This window comes from Cellulomonas sp. EB106-03-03-XG116 (assembly GCF_058792015.1).
The window spans coordinates 17,508-37,554 of record NZ_JBYTEP010000014.1; the positions used below are offsets into that span (position 1 = coordinate 17,508).

General features: G+C 75.8%; 17 protein-coding genes. 7 read left to right on the forward strand and 10 right to left on the reverse strand.

What is annotated here, in order from left to right; all coding sequences use genetic code 11:
* Window positions 1-8: 8 nt before the first annotated feature.
* Window positions 9-2,498 (reverse strand): phosphoketolase family protein, encoded by a 2,490-nt coding sequence (locus tag AC3WUG_RS07640; protein WP_492327130.1) that lies wholly within the window; start codon window positions 2,496-2,498, stop codon window positions 9-11.
* Window positions 2,499-2,779: 281 nt separating this feature from the next.
* Here AC3WUG_RS07640 and AC3WUG_RS07645 point away from each other — a divergent pair, with 281 nt between their 5' ends.
* On the forward strand, window positions 2,780-3,643 hold the full coding sequence (locus AC3WUG_RS07645; protein WP_492327131.1) for an SURF1 family protein: 864 nt from the start codon (window positions 2,780-2,782) through the stop codon (window positions 3,641-3,643).
* Window positions 3,644-3,683: 40 nt separating this feature from the next.
* On the opposite strand, the gene AC3WUG_RS07650 is transcribed toward AC3WUG_RS07645, so the two are convergent.
* Both AC3WUG_RS07650 and AC3WUG_RS07655 read right to left on the reverse strand, forming a co-directional pair.
* Entirely contained in the window at window positions 3,684-5,417 is a 1,734-nt protein-coding gene (locus tag AC3WUG_RS07650) for an ABC transporter ATP-binding protein (protein WP_492327132.1), read from the reverse strand.
* Window positions 5,398-7,326: an ABC transporter transmembrane domain-containing protein gene (locus tag AC3WUG_RS07655; protein ID WP_492327133.1), complete on the reverse strand. Its 1,929-nt coding sequence runs from the start codon at window positions 7,324-7,326 to the stop codon at window positions 5,398-5,400. The genes AC3WUG_RS07650 and AC3WUG_RS07655 overlap by 20 nt, the downstream gene beginning before the upstream one ends.
* 148 nt (window positions 7,327-7,474) lie before the next feature.
* Between AC3WUG_RS07655 and AC3WUG_RS07660 the strand changes: the two genes are divergently transcribed.
* The gene (locus AC3WUG_RS07660; protein ID WP_492327134.1) at window positions 7,475-7,882 is read left to right on the forward strand and encodes a DUF3817 domain-containing protein; all 408 of its coding nucleotides are present in this window, start codon (window positions 7,475-7,477) and stop codon (window positions 7,880-7,882) included.
* Window positions 7,883-7,891: 9 nt separating this feature from the next.
* Here the strand turns inward: AC3WUG_RS07660 and AC3WUG_RS07665 are convergent, their stop codons facing one another.
* A complete protein-coding gene (locus AC3WUG_RS07665) occupies window positions 7,892-9,034 on the reverse strand; it encodes an acyltransferase family protein (RefSeq protein WP_492327135.1) in 1,143 nt (380 codons plus the stop codon).
* Between the two features lie 245 nt (window positions 9,035-9,279).
* Here AC3WUG_RS07665 and AC3WUG_RS07670 point away from each other — a divergent pair, with 245 nt between their 5' ends.
* Window positions 9,280-9,684: a MerR family transcriptional regulator gene (locus AC3WUG_RS07670; protein WP_492327173.1), complete on the forward strand. Its 405-nt coding sequence runs from the start codon at window positions 9,280-9,282 to the stop codon at window positions 9,682-9,684.
* 64 nt (window positions 9,685-9,748) lie between these two features.
* The gene (gene guaA, locus AC3WUG_RS07675) at window positions 9,749-11,350 is read left to right on the forward strand and encodes a glutamine-hydrolyzing GMP synthase (RefSeq protein WP_492327136.1); all 1,602 of its coding nucleotides are present in this window, start codon (window positions 9,749-9,751) and stop codon (window positions 11,348-11,350) included.
* 570 nt (window positions 11,351-11,920) lie between these two features.
* Here the strand turns inward: guaA and AC3WUG_RS07680 are convergent.
* The 4 genes from AC3WUG_RS07680 to AC3WUG_RS07695 all read right to left on the reverse strand — a co-directional run bounded on the left by AC3WUG_RS07680 (window position 11,921) and on the right by AC3WUG_RS07695 (window position 15,841).
* Complete coding sequence (locus tag AC3WUG_RS07680) at window positions 11,921-12,049, reverse strand: hypothetical protein (RefSeq protein ID WP_492327137.1); 129 nt, start codon at window positions 12,047-12,049, stop codon at window positions 11,921-11,923.
* A gap of 290 nt (window positions 12,050-12,339) precedes the next feature.
* Window positions 12,340-13,284, reverse strand: a complete 945-nt coding sequence (locus tag AC3WUG_RS07685) for a type IV toxin-antitoxin system AbiEi family antitoxin domain-containing protein (protein WP_492327138.1) — start codon at window positions 13,282-13,284, stop codon at window positions 12,340-12,342.
* Between the two features lie 191 nt (window positions 13,285-13,475).
* Window positions 13,476-14,318: a hypothetical protein gene (locus AC3WUG_RS07690; protein ID WP_492327139.1), complete on the reverse strand. Its 843-nt coding sequence runs from the start codon at window positions 14,316-14,318 to the stop codon at window positions 13,476-13,478.
* The gene (locus tag AC3WUG_RS07695) at window positions 14,318-15,841 is read right to left on the reverse strand and encodes a PspC domain-containing protein (protein ID WP_492327140.1); all 1,524 of its coding nucleotides are present in this window, start codon (window positions 15,839-15,841) and stop codon (window positions 14,318-14,320) included. Before AC3WUG_RS07695 ends, AC3WUG_RS07690 begins: the two co-directional genes overlap by 1 nt.
* A 136-nt stretch (window positions 15,842-15,977) precedes the next feature.
* Between AC3WUG_RS07695 and AC3WUG_RS07700 the strand changes: the two genes are divergently transcribed.
* Together AC3WUG_RS07700 and AC3WUG_RS07705 are read left to right on the forward strand one after the other, a co-directional pair.
* Window positions 15,978-17,264: an ATP-binding protein gene (locus AC3WUG_RS07700; protein WP_492327141.1), complete on the forward strand. Its 1,287-nt coding sequence runs from the start codon at window positions 15,978-15,980 to the stop codon at window positions 17,262-17,264.
* Entirely contained in the window at window positions 17,261-17,920 is a 660-nt protein-coding gene (locus AC3WUG_RS07705; protein WP_147794287.1) for a LuxR C-terminal-related transcriptional regulator, read from the forward strand. The genes AC3WUG_RS07700 and AC3WUG_RS07705 overlap by 4 nt, the downstream gene beginning before the upstream one ends.
* Before the next feature lie 40 nt (window positions 17,921-17,960).
* Here the strand turns inward: AC3WUG_RS07705 and AC3WUG_RS07710 are convergent, their stop codons facing one another.
* Window positions 17,961-18,482 carry a hypothetical protein gene (locus tag AC3WUG_RS07710; RefSeq protein WP_492327142.1) on the reverse strand — a complete coding sequence of 174 codons (522 nt, stop codon included), beginning with the start codon at window positions 18,480-18,482 and terminating at the stop codon, window positions 17,961-17,963.
* A 101-nt stretch (window positions 18,483-18,583) separates the two neighbouring features.
* Here AC3WUG_RS07710 and AC3WUG_RS07715 point away from each other — a divergent pair, with 101 nt between their 5' ends.
* On the forward strand, window positions 18,584-18,934 hold the full coding sequence (locus AC3WUG_RS07715) for a hypothetical protein (RefSeq protein ID WP_492327143.1): 351 nt from the start codon (window positions 18,584-18,586) through the stop codon (window positions 18,932-18,934).
* Between the two features lie 39 nt (window positions 18,935-18,973).
* On the opposite strand, the gene AC3WUG_RS07720 is transcribed toward AC3WUG_RS07715, so the two are convergent.
* Entirely contained in the window at window positions 18,974-20,017 is a 1,044-nt protein-coding gene (locus tag AC3WUG_RS07720; RefSeq protein ID WP_492327144.1) for a LacI family DNA-binding transcriptional regulator, read from the reverse strand.
* Window positions 20,018-20,047 lie beyond the last annotated feature (30 nt).

The window sequence follows — 20,047 nt, forward strand, 5'->3', positions numbered from 1 at the left end:
CGTGGGGGTTACTCGTTGTCGCCGCCCGTCGACAGGGTGGCGGTGGACTGCTGCGGGCCGCCCTCCTCGGTGCCGGTCTCGCCGGCGTCCGGCCACACCCAGTCGCGCACCTCGGGGAGGTCCTCCCCGTGCGCCCGGGTGTAGTCGTGCGCCCGGAGCCGCGCGTCGACCATGCGCTGCCGCAGGCCGGCGTACTTCGAGCCCAGCGACGGCACCTGGTCGATGACGTCGATCACCAGGTGGTACCGGTCGAGGTCGTTGAGCATGACCATGTCGAACGGCGTGGTGGTGGTGCCCTCCTCCTTGTACCCCCGCACGTGCAGGTTCTTGTGCCCCTTGCGGCGGTACGTCAGGCGGTGGATCAGCCACGGGTAGCCGTGGTACGCGAACACGATCGGCTTGTCCGTGGTGAACAGCGTGTTGAAGTCGCGGTCCGACAGGCCGTGCGGGTGCTCCCGCTCGTCCTGCAGCCGCATGAGGTCCACGACGTTGACCACGCGGACCTTGAGGTCGGGCAGCTCCTCGCGCAGGATGTGCGCCGCCGCCAGCACCTCCAGGGTCGGCACGTCGCCGGCGCAGCCGAGGACCACGTCCGGGTCCTCGCCCTCGACCTCGGTGCCCGCCCACTCCCAGATGCCCAGGCCGCGGGTGCAGTGCGCGACGGCCTCGTCCATCGACAGGAAGTTCGGCGCGGGCTGCTTCCCGGACACCACGACGTTGACGTACTGCCGGCTGCGCAGGCAGTGGTCGTACGTCGACAGCAGGGTGTTCGCGTCCGGCGGCAGGTACACCCGGACGATCTCGGCCTTCTTGTTGACCACGTGGTCGATGAAGCCCGGGTCCTGGTGGCTGAACCCGTTGTGGTCCTGGCGCCACACGTGGCTGGACAGCAGGTAGTTCAGGCTGGCGATCGGCCGGCGCCACGGGATGTGGTTCGTGACCTTGAGCCACTTGGCGTGCTGGTTGAACATCGAGTCGACGATGTGGATGAAGGCCTCGTAGCTGGTGATCAGGCCGTGCCGGCCCGTCAGCAGGTAGCCCTCGAGCCAGCCCTGGCACTGGTGCTCGGACAGCATCTCGACGACGCGGCCCATCCGGGCCAGGTGGTCGTCGACGTCCGTCGGCAGGTACTCGGCGTTCCACTGCTTGTTCGTCACGTCGAACACGGCCTGCAGGCGGTTGGACGCCGTCTCGTCCGGGCCGAAGATCCGGAAGTTGTCCGGGTTCCGGCGGATGACCTCGGTGAGGTACTTGCCGAGCTCGCGGGTGGCCTCGGAGATCGAGCCGCCGGGCACCGGCACGTCGACCGCGAAGTCGCGGAAGTCGGGCAGCCGCAGGTCCTTGAGCAGCAGCCCGCCGTTGGCGTGCGGGTTGTCGCTCATGCGCAGCGTGCCGCCGGGGGACAGGGCCGTGATGTCGGCCCTGACCGAGCCGTCCGCCTCGAACAGCTCCTCCGGGCGGTACGACTTCAGCCACCCCTCGAGGACCTGCAGGTGCTCGTCGGTGTCGCGGGCGCTGGCCAGCGGGACCTGGTGCGAGCGCCAGGAGTTCTCGACCTGCTTGTCGTCGATGACCGGCGGGCAGGTCCAGCCCTTGGGGGTCTTGAAGACGATCATCGGCCAGGCCGGGCGGGACTCGTCGCCCGCCGCCGCGCGCGCCTTGATCTCGGCGATCTCGTCCAGCACGACGTCGAGCAGCTCGGCGAACCGGGCGTGCACGGCCGCGTGGTCCTCGCCGTCGAAGCCGCCGACGAACAGGTGCGGCTTGTGGCCGTACCCGCGCATCAGGTCGAGCAGCTCCTCCTCCGGGATGCGCGCCAGGACGGTCGGGTTGGCGATCTTGTACCCGTTGAGGTGCAGGATCGGCAGCACGACGCCGTCCTTGGCCGGGTCGATGAACTTGTTCGAGTGCCAGGACGTCGCCAGCGGGCCGGTCTCGGCCTCGCCGTCGCCGACCACCGCCGCGACCAGCAGGTCCGGGTTGTCGAACGCCGCGCCGTACGCGTGGGACAGCGCGTAGCCGAGCTCGCCGCCCTCGTGGATCGACCCGGGGGTCTCCGGCGCCACGTGGGACGGGATGCCGCCCGGGAACGAGAACTGCCGGAACAGGCGGCGCACGCCCTCCTCGTCCGGCGTGATGTCCGAGTAGACCTCGGAGTACGTGCCGTCGAGGTAGGCGCTCGCGACCAGGCCCGGGCCGCCGTGGCCGGGGCCGGTCAGGTAGAGCGTCGACTGCTGGCGCTCCGCGATCACGCGGTTCAGGTGCGCGTACAGGAAGTTCAGACCCGGCGTCGTGCCCCAGTGACCGAGGAGCCGCGGCTTCACGTGGTCCTTGGTCAGCGGCTCGCGCAGCAGCGGGTTGGCCAGCAGGTAGATCTGCCCGACCGACAGGTAGTTGGCCGTCCGCCACCAGGCGTCGATCCGTCGGAGCGTCTCGTCCGACACCGGCTGGCCGGAACCGGCCCGCCAGGTCTCGGGCCTCGACGTCGTCGTAGTCATGCTCTCTCCCCGTTTCGCAGAACCACGGATGTGCCGTGGGCCCGGTCGAGCACCCCCGCCGGGCCACACCAGCCTTGCGGCGCCTCGCGCCGCGAGCCGGGACGTCCGACCTAGGTCGCCCCGTGGCCGCGCAGGCGGCCGTCAACCATCCAACCCCATCGCCATCCCGGGCGCACGAGGCCCGGGTCGGCGGGCGGCTGTGGGGCGGGTCACCTGCGGCGACGCGCCCCCGGGACGGCCGCGGGGGCCGCTCGCCCAGTCGCGCCGGGTACCGTGACGGGGTGCCCCCGACCCCGCCCGCGGAGCCGCCGCCGACGCTGTGGCGGGTCGCCCGCACGCCCCGGATGGTCGGGCTGCTTGTCCTGCTCCTCGCCGTCGCCGCCGTCTGCGGTCGGCTGGGCACGTGGCAGCTCGAGCGCGCCGAGGTGCGGGGCGCCGCCGCGCAGGCCGCGAAGCTCGCCGAGGTCGAGGCCCAGGAGCCCGTGCCGATCGCCGACGTGCTGCTGCCCCAGACCACGTTCGAGGGCGCCCTGGTCGGCCGCCGGGTCGAGGTGACCGGGGAGTACGAGGCCGACGGGCAGCTGCTGGTGCCGGGCCGCGCGCTGGGCGACCGCACGGGCTCGCTGGTGCTGACGCCGCTGCGGGTGGCGTCCGACGACCCGGCCGTCGACGGGGCGGTCCTGCCCGTCGTGCGCGGCTGGGTCGCCACCGACGACCCCGCCGCGCCGGGGCTGGACGTGCCGACCGGGACCGTCATGGTCACGGGGTACCTGCAGGCGTCCGAGGACTCCGGCGCCGAGCACGGCGCGCAGGCCGCGGGGACGATCGACTCGATCTCGTCCGCCGAGCTGCTCGGGGTGTGGGGCGGGCCGATCTGGACCGGCTACGCCGTACTCACCAGCTCGCAGCCCGCACAGGACGTGACGATCGAGCTGCTGCCGCCCCCCACCCGGTCGGGGACCGGGCTGAACATCCAGAACCTCGGGTACGCCGCGCAGTGGTTCGTGTTCGGCGGGTTCGCGGTGTTCCTGTGGGTGCGGCTGCTCAAGGACGAGGTGCTGCGGCTGTCGGGGGCGTTCGATCCGGAGGAGGAGCCGGCGGACGGGCCGGAGCCGGCGGCCGAGAACCGGACGCCGAGCACCTGAACCCGACCGCCGTGCTCCCGCCGCGCGCGACCCGCCCGCGCTACTCCCGCTGCCAGGAGCGCCAGAGCGAGGCGTAGTCGCCGCCGGCGGCGACCAGCTCGTCGTGCGGCCCGATCTCGCTGATCCGGCCGGCGTCGACCACGGCCACCCGGTCCGCGTCGTGCGCGGTGTGCAGCCGGTGCGCGATCGCGACGACCGTGCGGCCCTCGAGCACGGCGGACAGCGACCGCTCCAGGTGCCGCGCCGCGCGCGGGTCGAGGAGCGAGGTCGCCTCGTCCAGCACGAGGGTGTGCGGGTCGAGCAGCACGAGCCGCGCGAGCGCGATCTGCTGCGCCTGCGCCGGGGTCAGCGCGGTGCCGCCCGAGCCGACCGGCGTCGCGAGGCCCTCGGGCAGCGCGCGCACCCAGTCCCACGCGTCGACCGCGCGCAGCGCCCGCTCGAGCGCCGCGTCGTCGGCCGCGGGGTCCGCGAGCCGCAGGTTGTCCGCGAGCGGGCCGACGAACACGTGGTGCTCCTGGGTGACCAGGGCGACGTGGCCGCGCAGCTCGTCCAGCGGCAGGTCGACCAGCGGGACGTCGCCGACGGTCACCGAGCCGCCCGTGGGCGGGTGGATCCCGGCGAGCATCCGGCCGAGCGTCGACTTGCCGGCGCCGGACGGCCCGACGACCGCGAGGCGCTCGCCCGGGCGCAGGCCGAGGTCGATGCCGTGCAGCACGTCGTGCCCCTCGCGGTACGCGTACCGCACCCCGCGGGCCGTGACGTCCGAGCCGGCCGGCCGCGCGTCGCGCGCGGTGCGGTCGGGGGAGACGTCGGCGACGCCCAGGATCCGGGCCAGCGACGTGGCGCCGACCTGGATCTCGTCGAGCCAGAAGATCAGCTCGCCGATCGGGTGGATGATCTGCGTCGCGTACAGCGCGATGGTCGTGACGGCGCCGATCGTCGCGTGCCCCGTCGAGATGAGGTACGCGCCCCAGGCGAGCACCGCGACCACGGGCAGCACGAACGAGGTGTCGACGCCGGGGAACAGCACCGAGCGCAGGTTGAGCGTGGCGCTCTCCGCGGCGAACGCCTCGCGCAGGTCGGCGTCCACCCGGGCGCGGCGGCGCGCGCCGAGGCCCAGGGCGTCGACGGTGCGGGCGCCCTCGACCGACTCGGTGATGGTGCCGTTGAGCGTGGCGTATGCGGCGGACTCGCGCAGGTAGGCCGGCGCCGCGCGGCGCAGGTACCACCGGGTGACGCCCAGCAGCAGCGGGACGCCCGCGAGCAGGCCGATCGCGACCAGCGCGTTCGTGGCGAACGCGGCGACCAGGGTCAGCACGGTCGTCGCGGCCGTGACCAGCAGGCGCGGCACGCCGAACCGGACCGTGTACTGCACGCGGTCGATGTCGGTCGTGGTGCGCGCGACGAGGTCGCCGGTGCCCGCCCGCTCGACGGTCGACAGCGGCAGCCGGGTCACCGTGGCGACGAACTCCTCGCGGAGCTCGGCGAACACGGACTCGCCGAGCACCATCGCGGCGCGCTGGGCGTACCGGATGAGCACGGTCTGGGCGAGCACCGCGACGACCAGCACCAGGACCGTCCGGTCGACGACCGACGTGGTGGTGCCGGAGACCACGGCGTCGACCAGCCGGCCGAGCAGCCACGGCCCGGCCAGGCCGGCGGTGGCGGCGAGCACGTGCAGCAGGACGACGACGCCCAGGCCGCGGCGGTGGCGGCGGAGCAGCGCGGCGGTGTGCCGGCGCAGCGCGGGGGCGTCAGCGACGGGCAGCTTCACGGCGGTCCTCCTCGGTCGTGGGCGTGGCGTCGGGCGGCGTGGCGTCGGACGGCGCGGGGTGGGGCGTGGCGTCGGACGGCGCGGAGGCGGCGGGCTCGTCCTCGGCGCGGGACACCACCGCGCGGTAGGCCGCGCCGGTCGCGTCGCGCGCCGTGACCAGGTCGCGGTGCGTGCCGGTCGCGACCACGCGGCCGCCGTCGACCAGCGCCACCTCGTCGACGACGTCGAGCACCAGCGGGCTGGCCGTCACGACGACCGTCGTCGCGCCGCGGCGGGCGTCGGCGAGCCGGCGGGCGATCCGCGCCTCGGTGTGGGCGTCGACCGCGCTGGTCGGCTCGACGAGCACCAGCACCTCCGCGGCGGTGAGCAGCGCGCGGGCGAGGGCGACGCGCTGCCGCTGGCCGCCCGAGAGCGAGCGGCCCTTCTCCTCGACCTCGCCGTCGAGCCCGCCGGGCACCGAGTCGAGCACGTCGCCCGCGTCGGCGACCCGCATGGCCTCGAGCAGGGCCGCGCGGTCGGCGCCGCCGCGCACGTCGAGCTCGTCCGCCAGCAGGCCGGTGAACAGGTGCGGGGTCGACTCGGCGACCACGACGCGGTCCCGGACCTCGGCGAGGCCGAGCTCGGACAGCAGCGTGCGACCCCAGCGGACGCGGGACAGGCCGGGGTCGGGCGCGGCCTCGCGCGCGTCGACCAGCGTCCCGTCCTGGCCCGAGTCGTCGAGGTCCTCGTCGTCGGCGCCCCCGTGCCGCGCCGGCCCGAGCCGGCCCAGCCGGAGGCCGATCCGCGCCGTCTCGTCCGGGTCGGCGCTCACCAGCGCGGTGATCCGGCCCGGCCGCACGACCAGCCCGCTGCCCTCGTCCACCAGCGGCTCGCCGGCCGCGGGCGACGGCGCCGGGGTGGCCGGGTCGTCCGAGCCCGCCACGCGCACGGACAGCACGCGGATGATCTTGCGCGCGCCGACCACCGCGCGGGTGACCACGCGGATCGCCTCGCTCGCGGTCCACAGCGGCTGGGTCAGGAACGCGGCGAAGCCGTAGAAGGCGACGAGCTGGCCCGGCGTGATGTCGCCGCTGATCGCGAGCCGCGCGCCGGCCCACACCACCACCGCGAGGAACAGGCCCGGCAGCAGGGTCTGCAGCGCGTCGAGCAGGGACTGGGTCTGCGAGACCCGCACGCCCGCCGCGCGCACCTGCTGCGACTGGGTCCGGTACCGGCCGGCGAACACGTCCTCGCCGCCGATGCCGCGCAGGATGCGCAGGCCGGAGACGGTGTCCGCGCCGAGCGTGGTGAGCCGCCCGGTCGCCTCGCGCTGCTCCGCCTGCCGCTTCTGCAGCGGGCGGACGAGCAGCGACAGCACCGCGACGACGACCGGCAGGCCCAGCAGCACCAGGAGGCCGAGGGGCACCGACGTGCTGAGCAGCACCGCGCCGAGCACCAGGTAGGCCGCGATGCCGCCGACGAGGCGGGGCAGGATCGCGTACACCTCGCCCATCCGGAGCGCGTCGGAGGCGACCGTCGCGACGACCTCGCCGGTCGGCAGCTCGTCGGTCACGGCGTCGCCCGTCCGGGTCACGTGGTGGCCGACCTGCTGCGAGGACGCGAACGCCGCGCGCAGCCAGTTCTCGACGTCGAGCCGGTGGCCCCACACGTTCGTGCCGACCTGCACCATGCCGAGCGCGAACACGCCGAGGCAGCCGAGCCACAGCGCGGCGCCCAGGCCGTCGTCGAGCCCGTCGTCGACCACGCGGCCGAGCTGCCACGGGAGCAGGGCGGCGGCCACGTTGCCGACGACGGCGACCGCGGTCGCGCCCGCGAGCACGCCGAGCTGCCGGCGTCCCTGCCAGAGCATGAGGCGCCAGGGGCCGGTCAGCGGCGGTCGGCCGGGGTCGGGCTGGGGGAGGGGTCGCACGTCGGTCAACGCTACGGGTGACCCCCGACACAGCGGCAAGCGTTTTGACCGGTGGACGCCGCCGCGGGGTGCCGCCGTCGCCACGGCGCCCGCCGGGTGAGGGAGAATCGTCGGAGCGTCCCGCCCCCGCCTGAGGAGACCTGCTGCGATGACCGAGCCCGCCGGCCAGCCCACGCCCGCCCCCGCCGCCCCGGCGGCGCGCCCGGCCCCGGTGCACCCCGCCGCGGCCGGCCGGCTGACGCGGTACCGCGTGATGGCGTTCGTCACCGGCACGATGCTGCTGGTGCTGTGCCTCGAGATGGTGCTCAAGTACGTGTTCCACGCCAACGGGGTCGACCCGGCGACCGGGTCGCCGCTGCCGGTCCTGGGCACCTGGATCGCCATCGTGCACGGCTGGATCTACGTGGTGTACCTGTTCACGGTCGTCCAGCTGTGGTCGGCGATGCGCTGGTCCCTGGGCCGGCTCGTGACGATGGCGCTCGCGGGCGTCGTGCCGGTCATGTCGTTCATCCTCGAGCGCCGCGTGCACGCCGACGCGCAGGCCCGCCTGGGCTGAGGCGCCGGGTCACGCCGCGGCGGCCGCCGACCGGCGCGCGCGCCACCGGGCCACGGGGCGCTCGACCAGCCACCAGCTCGCGGTCGCCGCCAGCAGGGTCAGCGCGACGCCGAGCGCCATCCCGCCGAGGTCGTCGGGGTGCCCGAGCCAGCGCACGATCGCGCCGTTCCAAAGGTACGCCGCGTACGACACCGTGCCGAGCGCGACGGCCGGCCGGAGCCAGCGCGACGGCAGCGCGCGCCAGCCGCCGACGTAGCTGATCAGCACCACGGTGGCGACCGCGACCGCCGGCACGCCCAGCAGGTACCAGGCGGTGTGCCCGGCCAGCCCGGTGAGCAGCGTGCCGCCGAGCAGCGCCGCCACGACCCCGGCCTGCACCGCCCGCCGGGCGCGGACGGTCTGCGGCAGCCGGGCCGCCAGCGCCGTGCGCCCCAGGTAACCCGCGCAGCCGATGAGCAGCGCCGCGCCCCACGACGTCGGCAGGGCGTACACCCGGGCCACGTCGGGCACGACCAGCAGGAGCGTCACCATGCAGGCGGCCAGCGCCGCGGCGACGGCGACCCCGGTGGTGGCGCGCAGCCAGCCACGGCGCCACGCCCACGCCAGCACCACGGGCCACACCAGGTAGAACTGCTCCTCCGCGGCGAGGGTCCAGAAGTGGTAGACCGACTCGCTGCCGTGGGGCAGGCCCGGGACGTTGATCGTGTACGTCAGCGCGGCGACCAGGGTCTCCGGCACCAGGTGCGCCTGCCCGAGCAGGTCGAACGCCCCCTCGACGACGACGTAGCCCGCGAGCATCAGCAGGAGCGGCGGGTAGAGCCGGAGCAGGCGGTGGCCGTAGAACCGGCCGAACCGGATCCGCCCGCCGCGGTCGAGGTCGCGCATCAGCACGCCGGTGATGAGCCAGCCCGACAGCGCGAAGAACACCGTCACGCCGAGGACGCCGGCGGCGCCGAACACGTCGGGCGCGGCGTGGTTCAGCAGCACCAGGCCGACCGCCAGGCCGCGGAGCGCGTCGAGGCCGGGCAACCGCGCCGGGCGGGCGGGGGCGCCGGGCGCGGGGGACGCGGGGACCGGCGACGCGAGGCCGGTGCCGGGCAGGCCGGGGCCGCTCGCCGGTGTCGGCGCGGTGGCCGGGCCGTCATCCCTCACGTGACGGAAGGTATGTTCACTCTGCGAGGTTTGAGAAGGGCCAGGCGCCGTGCGGGGCCGACCGGCACCGGATCTTCACACCGGGACCCGACGCTCACGTGACAGGAGGGTGCGGGGCGCGCGGCGACGCACCGGTCACGGGCCGGTGCTCCGGCGGAGGCGGCGTCGGTCCAGGTCGCGCCGACCTCGCGTGGCTATGCTGGCGCCGCCCGGAGCGGAAGGAGGTGGCCGTGAGCCTGCACCACATGCAGATCGGCGAGGTCGCCGAGCGCACCGGGCTGTCGCTGCGGACCATCCGGTACTACGGGGAGGTCGGCCTGGTCCGGCCCTCGGCCCGCACGCACGGCGGCTTCCGCCTCTACACCGAGCCCGACGTCGCACGGCTGGAGCTGATCAAGCGCATGAAGCCGCTCGACTTCTCCCTCGACGAGATGGGCGACCTGCTCGGGGTGCTCGACCGGATCAACGAGCCGGGCATCGGCGCCGACGAGCACGAGGCCCTCCTGGAGCGCCTGCGGATGTACCGGCTGGCCGCGGAGGAGCGGTCCCGGGCGCTGCGCGAGCAGCTCGCCGTCGCCGAGGACTTCCACGAGAGCCTCCGCAAGGAGATCAGCCGGCAGCGCCGGATCGGCGAGCGCTCCGGCTCCTGAGGTCGGCGCCCGCGGGGCCTCCCGCGCGTCCCGGGCTGTCGGCGGGGCGCACTACCCTGGTGGCGTGACCGACGCTCCCGACACGCCCGCGCCGCCGCCCACCGACTCGCCCCGTCCCGTCCTCGTCGTCGACTTCGGCGCGCAGTACGCGCAGCTGATCGCGCGCCGCGTCCGCGAGGCGAGCGTCTACTCCGAGATCGTGCCGCACACGGCCTCGGTGCAGGACATGCTGGCCAAGGACCCGTCGGCGATCATCCTGTCCGGCGGCCCGTCGTCGGTGTACGCCGCCGGCGCCCCGTTCGTCGACCCGGCCCTGTTCGACGCCGGCGTCCCGGTGCTCGGCATCTGCTACGGCTTCCAGGCGATGGCCAAGGCCCTCGGCGGCGAGGTCGCCCAGACCGGGAACCGCGAGTACGGCGGCACCCCGGTGGAGGTCGTCGCGAACGGCACCGTGCTCGCCGACAGCCCCGAGCAGCAGACCGTCTGGATGAGCCACGGCGACGCCGTGCACGCCGCGCCCGAGGGCTTCGAGGTGCTCGCGACCTCGGCCGGCTCCCCGGTCGCCGCGTTCGAGGACCGCGCCCGCCGGCTGTTCGGCGTGCAGTGGCACCCCGAGGTCAAGCACTCGCCGCTCGGCCAGCGCACCCTCGAGCACTTCCTCTACGAGGGCGCCGGCCTGACGCCCGACTGGAACCCGGGCAACGTGATCGCCGACCAGGTCGAGAAGATCCGCGCCCAGGTCGGCAGCGCCCGCGTCATCTGCGGCCTGTCCGGCGGCGTCGACTCCTCCGTCGCGGCCGCGCTCGTGCAGAAGGCCGTCGGCGACCAGCTCACCTGCGTGTTCGTCGACCACGGCCTGCTGCGCACCGGCGAGGCCGAGCAGGTCGAGCAGGACTTCGTCGCGTCCACCGGCGTCAACCTCAAGGTCGTCGACGCGCGCGAGCGGTTCCTGCAGGCGCTCGCCGGCCACACCGACCCCGAGACCAAGCGCAAGATCATCGGCCGCGAGTTCATCCGCGTGTTCGAGGACGCCGCGCGCGAGGTCGTCGAGGAGGCCGGCGCCCACGGCGACGAGGTCAAGTTCCTCGTCCAGGGCACGCTGTACCCGGACGTCGTCGAGTCCGGCGGCGGCGAGGGCGCGGCCAACATCAAGAGCCACCACAACGTCGGCGGCCTGCCGGACGACCTGCAGTTCGAGCTCGTCGAGCCGCTGCGCGCGCTGTTCAAGGACGAGGTCCGCGCCGTCGGCCTCGAGCTCGGCGTGCCGGAGGCCATCGTCTGGCGCCAGCCGTTCCCGGGCCCCGGCCTGGGCATCCGGATCATCGGCGAGGTCACCCAGGAGCGGCTCGACGTGCTCCGCGCCGCGGACGTCATCGCCCGCGAGGAGCTGACCCGCGCCGGCCTGGACCGCGACATCTGGCAGTGCCCGGTCGTGCTCCTCGCCGACGTGCGCTCGGTGGGCGTGCAGGGCGACGGCCGCACCTACGGCCACCCCGTCGTGCTGCGCCCGGTGTCCTCCGAGGACGCCATGACCGCCGACTGGACCCGCCTGCCGTACGACGTCCTGGCGACGATCTCCACCCGCATCACCAACGAGGTGCCGGAGGTCAACCGCGTGGTGCTCGACGTCACGAGCAAGCCGCCGGGCACCATCGAGTGGGAGTGAGCTGACGCGCCACGGCCCGGTACCCCGCAGGGGGTGCCGGGCCGTCGTGCGTCCGGTTCATTCGGAGCGGGTGGGCGCTCGACCAGGACCTATGTCCTAGGCTGACTGAGTGTCATAGCGGGGACCAAGGGCCCGACCAGCGGAAATCCGGTGTGTGTGCCCGGCTTCACAAGGCGGGATCGTCGCCGGTTCCGTGACCTTGGTCCCACGGCGCGGCCGACGGGGGAGACAGGCTCTTCCACGTGGGGCTCACAGGTTCCACCGGGTCGACCGACGGTCGTCCCGCACCGGGGGTATCGAAGGGAACACGACCATGGCAACCGTGGCAGCGACGGGCGGCTCGAAGGCTGCTCGCGTCATCGGCATCATCACGGCGATCGCCGGCATCGTCCTCATCATCGCCGGCGGTGTCACCTGGGGCTCCGTCTCCAGCCACCTCGCCGACGAGAACATCACCGTCTCGGAGGACGCGGCCGCGTTCGGCGGCCAGGCCGTCACCAGCCCGTGGACGGCGTTCGCGCAGGCCGACATCATCCAGCAGCACGCCCTCGAGGCCACCGGCGGCAAGTCCTACGCCGAGCTCGAGCAGGACGACCCGCTGCGCGACGTCGCGATGAACGCGTCCTTCCTGCGGGCCTCGCTGTTCACCTCGGTCGTGGCGTTCGGCGTCGCCGCCCTGGTCATGGGCCTGGGCGTCATGTTCATCCTGATCGGCTGGGCGCTGTACGCCCTCGCCGGCCGCAAGACCGTCGCGACCACGGACGCCACCCGCCCCGCCGGCACCACGCCGGGTGTGGAGGAGCTCTTTCTCCCCCCCCCCCCTCTCCCTTGCGCCGGGCCGGCTGCCCGGCGCACGCCCGGCGCACGCCGCGAGTGCACAAGAAACGGCTCGAGTGCCTATCCGCCGGATAGGCACTCGTCGCGTTCCTTGTGCACTCGGCGTCACCGACCGCGCGCGACGGCGCGGGTGGTGCTCGCGGGGCCGGGTGTCAGGCGCCAGGGTGGATGCCGGCGGCCGCGAGGACTCGCGCCAGGCGTGCCGGGTCGAGGGCGTCGGCCCAGGTCCAGCGCACGACGCGCAGGCCGGTGGTCCGGATCCGGTCCTCGCGGCGCTTCTCCGCCCACACCCGGTCCTCCACGGCAGCACGGTCGCCGACCGCTCCCGCGCGGTACTTCAGCCGCCCGTCGAACTCGCCGACGACGCCCTGCTCCTCCCAGAGGAAGTCGACCCGCCCGACGAACCCGCGACGGTCGCGCACCTCGTGCTGCAGCACGGGGCGCGGGAGGCCGAGCTCGATGATCCGCGCGCGACTCAGCGACTCCCCGGGCGACTCCGCCGCCGCATCCGCCTCGGTCGCCACCCGACGCGCCGCACGGACGCCCCGTCCTCTGGCCGCCGACAGCACCAGCCGGTCGAGGTCGCCCCGGTCGACCCCCTGCCGGCGCAGGGCGTCGTCGGCCAGGACGAGCCCGCGGGCGAACGAGCCCGTCCGGGCGAGGTCGACGACCGTCCAGGCGACCGTGGTGACGGTGACGCCGTCCACGACGCGCGTGTCCGGGAGCGTGGCCACGCGGTGCCGCCGCACGCCGGGCGTCGACGGGGCGCCGCCGGCGCGCGGGAGGACCACGTGCAGGTCCGCCGGCCAGCCGCCGAGCAGAGGCAGTCGCCACATCGCCGCGGCGGACTCGTGGCTGAACACCGGAGCCCGCATCCGGCGGGCTGCCGCGCGCACGCGCAGCCGGTGTCGCTCGGCCTCGTCGGCGGAGGTCCAGGTCGGGGCGGAGACGTAGGCGCCGTGCCGGACGCGCACGAGGGAGCCGGCACGGGTGGCGCGGCGCAGGTCGTCGCCGGCCAGGCCGCTGGCCCGCGCATCGGCTGCGGTCACCGGTGCCGATGCGGCCAGGGCCGGTGGCGCGGCGCCCGTGCTGCTCATGCGTCCACCCTGCCGGACACCGAGTCCCAGGCGACCACCGTCCACAGCCCGAATCCGGGCGCCCGCGGCGTCGCCCGCAGCCCTGCCCGGAGCCCGGTCCTCCGCGACTGCACAACAAACGCGTCGAGTGCCTATCCGCCGGATAGGCACTCGACCCGTTTGTTGTGCAGTCGACCGCTGAGCGCCGCGGGTCAGCGGGCGGGGCGCTGCTCGCGGCGCTTGCGGCGGCCCGCGGTCAGGAGCGAGCCGACCAGGAGGGCCACGCCCGCGGCGGCCAGCAGCACGATGAGCGCGAGCTGCAGGTCGATGCTGACGCCCGCCGCGACGGCGAGCACCAGGATGCCGACGGCCGCGACGATCAGGCCCCACACCACGGTGCCCGCCCGCGGGCCGCGGTCCTCCGGCTCCGGCGTGGGGGCCGGGACGGGGGTGGTCGTCGCCGGGGTGCCGTACGCGGGTGCGCCGTACCCCGTGCCGCCCGCGGCGGGTGCGCCGTACCCCGCGCCGCCGGCGCCGGGTGCGCCGTACGCCGGGGTGCCCGAGGGCGCGGAGCCGTACGGGGACGGGCCCGTCGACGGTGCGGCCGCCCACGACGACTCCCGCACGGGCGGCGCGGGGGCCACGGGCGTGCCCGTCGTCGGGGCGTCGCCTCCCGGGGCGGTGCCCGCGACGGTCTCCAGGCGGGCCGTGTCGCCCACCGCGTCGAGCCGCTCCGTCGCGTCGTGCGTCTCGATGACGGCGGTGTCGCCGTCCGAGTCGGCCCGCCGGGTGGCGTCGTGCGTCTCGATGACGGCCGTGTCGTCCGCCGCGCCGGCCCGCGGGCCGGCGTCGTGCGTCGGGATCACCGCGGTGCCGCCCACGGCGTCGATCCGCTGGGTGGCGTCGCCCGCGTCCTCGGCGACGGCCTCCGCGTCGACCCGGTCGATCTGCTCGGTGGCGTCCGCGGGGGCCTCGGCGTCGGTGCGCGCGATGCGCTCGGTGACGGGCTCGTCCGCGCCGTCGGGGCGGGGGGCCTCGGGGCCGGTGCTGGTCATCAGTCCTCCTCGATGGTGATGCTGCCGACGCCGACCTCGACCGTGAGCTCGATCTCGGCGTCCTCGCGGCCCGACATGGCCTCGCTGGTGAAGGTGCGGTCGTGCCCGACGCCGTCGCTGCGCTCGTTCTTGCCGTCGACCTTCCAGGTGACGTTGCCGGCGCCGGAGCTGACCTGCGCGACGACCGCGGCCCCCTCCGGGACGACGACGGTGACGTCGCCGAGGCCGCCGCTGATCGGCACGACCAGGGTGTCGTCGGTGAGCGGGACGCCGGTGAGGTCGACGGTGGCGTCGCCGACGCCGAACGAGTAGCCGCGCTCGGCCACCGCGCGGGACGTGACGGTGGTGTCGATGCTCTGCACCGGGCCGCTGCCGTTGTCCCAGCGGTCCCACTCGCCCCACCGGGCGTCGTTCGTGACCGCTGCGGGGCCGGCGACGACCATGCCGACGATCGCCAGCGCGGTCAGGCCGCCCGCGGTGCGACCGCGGAGCCCGGAGACGATGATCGCGAGGCCGACGAGCGCGAGACCGCCGCCGACGACCACGGCCGCGATCGGGCCGTCGTAGACGCCGGCGCGTTCGGCGGCGAGCAGCGCGGCCAGGCCGATGAGGATGAGCGCGACGACGACGCCGGTGAGGGCGGCGCCGGGGCCACGGCGCGGGGGGCGCGGCGGGCGCGGGGGCGTGGGCGGCGCCGGGGGCGGCGGGGTCCAGCCGCGGCTCGGGGGCGTGGGCGGGTTGGGCGGGCCCTGGTGCCGCCGCGCGCCGGAGCCGGCCGGGACCGAGCCGTACGGCTGCGGGCCGGCGGGCGGCGCCGCGGGGCCGGTGCCGTACGGCGCGCCGACCGGTGCGGAGGCGCTCGGGCCGGCCGGGGCGGCGGCCGCGTACGGCGCGGCCGGGCGCGGGGCGGCGTCGGCCGGCGGGGTCGGAGGGGTGCTGGGGCTGGTCATCGGACGCTGTCCTTCCGGGTACGGGGGCTGCCACGACGCGGAGGGCGGCTGGCCGTCCCGCCCCCGCCGCAGTGCGGTGACGAGGACGACGATCCCGGCGACCACGGCGGCGAACCACGCGAAGCCGCTGAACCAGCCGGACCGGAACGGGCCCCAGCTGAACCACCAGTCGCCCGCGCTGAACCCGACGACCACGAGGGCGATCGCGCCGAGCAGGGCGACGTCGAAGTTCCCGCGGATGGTCTCCTCGAGGTGGATCCGGCCGTCGGTCTCCTCGGGGAGCAGCGCCCAGGCGAGCCCGTACAGCACGAAGCCGAAGCCCATGAGCAGGGTCACGCCGACGAGGCCGCGGGCGAGGAGCGGGTCGATGCCGAACCGGGTGGCGAGCCCGCCGGCGACGCCGCCGACCCAGCGGTCCTGGGAGCGGGAGATGCCGGCGCGGCGGATCGCGGCGAAGAAGCCGGCCATCGCGTGGCCGTCGGTCGGGGGAACGGGTGGGGGCACGGGGCCGGGCGCGCCGCCGCCGCTCGGCGGCACGGTGCCCGACCCGCGGTCGGCGCTGTCGTTCGTCATGGCTCGATCCTGACGCGCGGGGCACCCCCGGCGGCATCGGGTACCCCCCTGACCCGCCCCTGAATGTGCCTCGGGGGTCCCTGATCCTGGGCCCCGAGAGGCGCCCGGGGGGTCCGGGACGTGTGACGATCAGGGCATGGAGTCCCCGTCCCGCCTGCCGCTGCGGCGCCCGGAGCGCGGCCGCGTGGTCGGCGGCGTCGCGGCCGGCCTCGCGCTGCACCTGGGCGTGTCCGTGCGCCTGGTGCGCGTGCTGTTCGCGCTGCTCACCCCGGTGGGCGGGATCGGCGTGGCCCTGTACGTCTTCTGGTGGGTGACGATCCCGGTGGGCGACCCCGCGGCCGCCGCCGGCGAGGGTCGCCCCGCCGAGCTGTCCCGCCTGCACCGCCCGCTGGAGCGCGACGCCGTGCAGCGGCTGCGCCGGCTGCCGTGGACCGAGATCGCGGTCGGGGTCGCGCTGCTCGCCGGCGCGGTGGCCATGCTGCTGGCCCGGGCGGGCACGGACGTGGTCGGCAACTGGGTGGTGCCGGTGCTGCTGCTCGTGGCGGGCGCGGCGCTCGCGTGGAGCCAGCTCGACGCGGTGCAGCGTGGGCGCCGGGGCGGCGGCCGCGGCCCGGTGAGCGTGCTGCGCCTGGTCGGCGGCCTGGTCATCGCGGGCGTGGGCGTGCTGCTGCTGGTCGGCCAGGAGGCGACGCCCGGCACCCTCGTCCAGTCGACGGTCGCCGCGGTGGCGGTGCTCGGCGGCGTCGCCCTGGTGCTCGCGCCGTGGTGGCTCCGGCTGGTGCGGGAGCTCGGTGACGAACGCGCCGCCCGCGCCCGCGAGTCCGAGCGCGCCGACATCGCCGCCCACCTGCACGACTCCGTGCTGCAGACCCTGGCGCTGATCCGCGCCCGCGCGGACGACCCGACGGAGGTCGCCCGGATGGCCCGCGCCCAGGAGCGCGAGCTGCGCGCGTGGCTGTACGACGACCGACCGGCGCCCGGCACCTCGGTGGCCGCGGTGCTGGCGGCGATCGTCGCGGAGATCGAGGACACCCGCGCCGGCCCGGACGGCGAGGCCGTCACGATCGAGACGGTGGTCGTCGGCGACACCGAGCCGGACGCCAGCACCGACGCGCTGCTCCAGGCGACCCGCGAGGCGCTGCTGAACGCGGTCCGGCACGGGCGCCCGCCGGTGTCGCTCTACCTGGAGGCCGGGCCCGACGAGGTCGAGGTGTTCGTCCGCGACCGCGGGGACGGCTTCGACCCCGACGCCGTGCCGGACGACCGGTTCGGCGTGCGGGAGTCCATCCTGGGGCGCGTGCGCCGCCGGGGCGGGACGGCGTCGGTGGTGTGCAAGGACGGCGGCGGCACCGAGGTGCGGCTGCGGATGCCGCTGGTGCGCGAGCGCGCGACGGCGGAGGACGAGAGGACGGTGCAGGGATGAACGACGCTCCGGTCGACGTGGTGCTGGTCGACGACCACCTGATGTTCCGCGCGGGGGTCAAGGCGTCCCTCGACGACCGGGTGCACGTCGTCGGCGAGGCCGCCACGGTCGACGAGGCGATCCAGGTCGTGCGGGCGACGCAGCCCCCGGTCGTGCTGCTCGACGTGCACCTGCCCGGCGGCGACGGCGGCGGCGGTGCCGAGGTCATCCGCGCGTGCACCGACCTGCTGGGCGGGACCCGGTTCCTCGCGCTGTCGGTGTCGGACGCGGCGGAGGACGTGGTCGCGGTGATCCGCGCCGGGGCGCGCGGCTACGTGACCAAGGCGATCTCCGGTCCCGACCTGTGCGACGCGGTGCTGCGGGTGGCCGGCGACGACGCGGTGTTCTCGCCGCGGCTCGCGGGGTTCGTGCTCGACGCGTTCGGCGCGGCCGCGGGTGACGTGGCGACGGGCGACGACGAGCTCGACCGGCTGTCGGCGCGCGAGCGGGAGGTCATGCGGCTGATCGCCCGGGGGTACTCCTACCGCGAGGTCGCGGGGGAGCTGTTCATCTCGATCAAGACGGTCGAGACGCACGTGTCCGCGGTGCTGCGGAAGCTGCAGCTGTCCTCGCGGCACGAGCTGACCCGGTGGGCGGCGGCGCGCCGGCTGCTCTGAGCCGCCTCGCGCCGCTGCGGCCGCGCGAGGCGGCGACGCGTCACCCGATGCTGCACTCGTAGCGCACGCCGTCGACGTAGTGCACGCCGTTCCCGAGGTCGGCGCAGGTCTCGACGAGCGAGGCGACGCCGAACGCGCCGAGCGCCAGCGCCACGACCCCGGCGACCAGCCACAGGGCGCCCACGATCACGCCCGCGACGGCCAGGCCGCGGCCGGGCACGCCGCCGCGTCGGCCGCGGACCAGCACCACGATGCTGATCACGAGGCCGACCAGGGCGGTGCAGGGGATCAGCGCGGTGACGAGGCCGACGATCGCGAGCGTCGGCGACGGGGCCGGCTGCGGCGCGACCGGGTACGGGCCGGGCAGGGCCGCGGGGTCGGGGTAGCCGGCGGCGGGCTGCGGGACGCCGGGGGTCGGGTAGGCGCCGGGAGCGGGGTACGCCCCGGAGGTCGGCTGCGCCGCCGGGGGAGAGTACGCGCCGGCCGCCGGGTGCGTCTCGGGCGTCGGCTGCGACGCGCCGGGGGACGACTCGCCGGGGTTCGGGTGCTCGGGGCTCGTCATGACATCCTCAGGGCTCGGGGTCGTCGGGCACAGCGGTGCGCGGCCGGCGAGGCCGCGCAGGGGATCCTTGCACGCACCGGGCACCGAGCGAGGGAAGTCCCATGAGCGTCGTGTACGGCCTGCTGGTCGTGCTGCACCTGGTCGGCTGGGCGATCGTGCTGGGCGGGTGCCTGGTCACGCTGCGGCAGCCGGCGTTCCCGAGGGGCGCGCTGCACGGCGCCCTGACCGCGCTGGTCACGGGGATCGTCATGGTCGGCCTGCGGTCCGCGGAGGTCGCCGGGCTGGAGCCGCCGGACAACGCCAAGATCGGCGTGAAGCTGCTGGTCGCGCTCGTCGTGACCGGGCTGGTCTGGTACGGCACCCGCAGGCCGGAGAAGGTCACCCGCGGCCTGGTCGGCGCGACCCTGGGCCTGACGCTCGCGAACGTGGCGATCGCGGTGCTCTGGCGCTGAGCCGCGTCCTCGGGCGGACGGTCCGGCCGGACCGTCCGCTCAACCGACCGGCGCCGGCCCCGCCGACTCCCGCGCCACCAGCGCGACCGGCACCGTCGCCGAGCGCGGGGCCGCGTCGTCGCCGGTCACGAGGCCGAGCAGCAGCTCCGCCGCCAGCCGGCCCTTGCCCGCCGTGTCCTGGGCGACCGTCGACAGCCGCGGGGTGACCTGCCGGGCGAGCTCGGCGTCGTCGTAGCCCAGCACCGACACGTCCTCGGGCACCCGCAGCCCTGCCTCGGCGAGCCCGCGCACCACCCCGGCGGCCAGGACGTCGGCGGTCGCGAACACCCCGGTCACGGACCCGGCGCGCACGTCCTCGGCCAGCCGCCCGCCGAGCGCGACCCCCTCGTCGTAGGTCGTCCGGGCGTGCACCGTCCGCACCGCCCCCGGGGGCAGCCCGGCGTCTGCGGCGGCCCCGCGGAACCCGGCGAGCCGCTCCGCCACCACCCAGCTCGCCGAGCCGACCGGCCCGCACAGCAGCAGCCGGCGGTGTCCGAGCCCGGTCAGGTGCGTCCCGGCGAGGCGTCCGCCGGCCCGGTCGTCGGACCGGACGTGCGCGTGCCGCCGGCCGCCGTCGCCCGGGCCGCCCTCGGCGTCGACCAGCACGGCCGCGAGCCCTCCTGGCAGGTCGAGGCCGGCAAGGGCGTCGTCGGTGAACCCCATGACGACCACCCCGTCGAGCCCCCACCGGCGCACGGAGTCCCGGACGTCGACCGCGTCGGCGACGCCGCGCAGCATGAGGTGGTGGTCCCGGCCGCGCAGCGCGGCCTCGAGCGCGCCGGTGACGGCGACGTCGTGCGGGCTGCCGAGCAGGGTGACGCCCTCGGGGCGGCCCGGCAGCAGCAGGCCGACCAGGCGGGAGCGGCGCGCGACCAGCGAGCGGGCGGCGGCGCTGGGCACGTAGCCGAGGTCGGCGACGGCGCGCTCGACGCGGGCGGCGGTCGCGGGGGACACCCGCCCGGCGCGGCCGTTCACCACGTTGGACACGGTCATCACGCTGACGCCGACCTCGCGTGCGATGTCCTTGAGCGTGACGCGGTCCACCGGTGGCCTCCAGGCGGGGCGGGGTCGCGG

Bases quoted from the DNA above. Each gene is read 5' to 3' on its own strand.
- AC3WUG_RS07640 (WP_492327130.1), bottom strand. From the start codon at position 2,498: ATGACTACGACGACGTCGAGGCCCGAGACCTGGCGGGCCGGTTCCGGC.
- AC3WUG_RS07660 (WP_492327134.1), top strand. From the start codon at position 7,475: ATGACCGAGCCCGCCGGCCAGCCCACGCCCGCCCCCGCCGCCCCGGCG.
- AC3WUG_RS07670 (WP_492327173.1), top strand. From the start codon at position 9,280: ATGCAGATCGGCGAGGTCGCCGAGCGCACCGGGCTGTCGCTGCGGACC.
- AC3WUG_RS07680 (WP_492327137.1), bottom strand. From the start codon at position 12,049: ATGACGCCCAGGCCCATGACCAGGGCGGCGACGCCGAACGCCACGACC.
- AC3WUG_RS07685 (WP_492327138.1), bottom strand. From the start codon at position 13,284: ATGAGCAGCACGGGCGCCGCGCCACCGGCCCTGGCCGCATCGGCACCG.
- AC3WUG_RS07690 (WP_492327139.1), bottom strand. From the start codon at position 14,318: ATGACCAGCACCGGCCCCGAGGCCCCCCGCCCCGACGGCGCGGACGAG.
- AC3WUG_RS07695 (WP_492327140.1), bottom strand. From the start codon at position 15,841: ATGACGAACGACAGCGCCGACCGCGGGTCGGGCACCGTGCCGCCGAGC.
- AC3WUG_RS07700 (WP_492327141.1), top strand. From the start codon at position 15,978: ATGGAGTCCCCGTCCCGCCTGCCGCTGCGGCGCCCGGAGCGCGGCCGC.
- AC3WUG_RS07705 (WP_147794287.1), top strand. From the start codon at position 17,261: ATGAACGACGCTCCGGTCGACGTGGTGCTGGTCGACGACCACCTGATG.
- AC3WUG_RS07710 (WP_492327142.1), bottom strand. From the start codon at position 18,482: ATGACGAGCCCCGAGCACCCGAACCCCGGCGAGTCGTCCCCCGGCGCG.
- AC3WUG_RS07715 (WP_492327143.1), top strand. From the start codon at position 18,584: ATGAGCGTCGTGTACGGCCTGCTGGTCGTGCTGCACCTGGTCGGCTGG.